This is a genomic window from Marinifilum breve, from assembly GCF_003202155.1.
Lineage (GTDB): Bacteria > Bacteroidota > Bacteroidia > Bacteroidales > Marinifilaceae > Marinifilum > Marinifilum breve.
Map to the genome: position 1 here is coordinate 1 of NZ_QFLI01000062.1, position 733 is coordinate 733.

Here is a 733-nt window from a genome sequence, read left to right on the forward strand (position 1 = left end):
AAGACCTAAAAGAGGTAGAAAGCTTTATAGAAGAAAACAAACATTTGCCTGACATACCTTCTGAGAAAGAGGTTTTGGAAAATGGAATCGCAGTGGGTGAAATGAATGCCAAGTTATTACAGAAGATTGAGGAGTTAACGCTTTATGTAATTGAGCAGAATAAGGAGATAAAAGCATTACGCAATGAAGTTAATGATTTAAAATCGAAATAAACTTAATCAATCTAAAAACAATAACCCCATGAGAATATTTATAATGATTTTTTTGTGCCTAGTTTTTTATGTATCTAATGCTCAAGAAAATATTTTTTTAAATAAAAATGGTAATACTTTGCGTTTACTATCAGCAAACCCTGGTCCTGAAATAGGATCTTCCACTGGCGAAATAAAATTTTGGTATAGCAATATCGGTTATAATGATTTGTATGCTAGTAGTTTTCATGCGTTTGATAAGTTGATTGTTGGAGGTTATGATTATCATTCAAGAAAAGGAAATCTTATTGTAAAAGGACTTTCGATTATTGAGGGTAAACTTATTGCAAATGAGATTGAGATAAAACAAAATTCTTGGTCCGATTTCGTATTTGAAGAAGACTACCAACTAAAAGACCTAAAAGAGGTAGAAAGCTTTATAGAAGAAAACAAACATTTGCCTGACATACCTTCTGAGAAAGAGGTTTTGGAAAATGGAATCGCAGTGGGTGAAATGAATGCCAAGTTATTACAGAAGATTG

2 protein-coding genes are annotated in these 733 nt (G+C 31.8%); both read left to right on the forward strand.

Going from position 1 to position 733, the window contains the following annotated elements:
• The coding region (locus DF185_RS22990) for a hypothetical protein (protein WP_207784741.1) at nucleotides 1-212 on the forward strand (212 nt) is incomplete at its 5' end.
• A 28-nt stretch (nucleotides 213-240) separates the two neighbouring features.
• Nucleotides 241-733: hypothetical protein (locus tag DF185_RS22995; protein WP_207784742.1), on the forward strand; the 493-nt coding region annotated here is incomplete at its 3' end.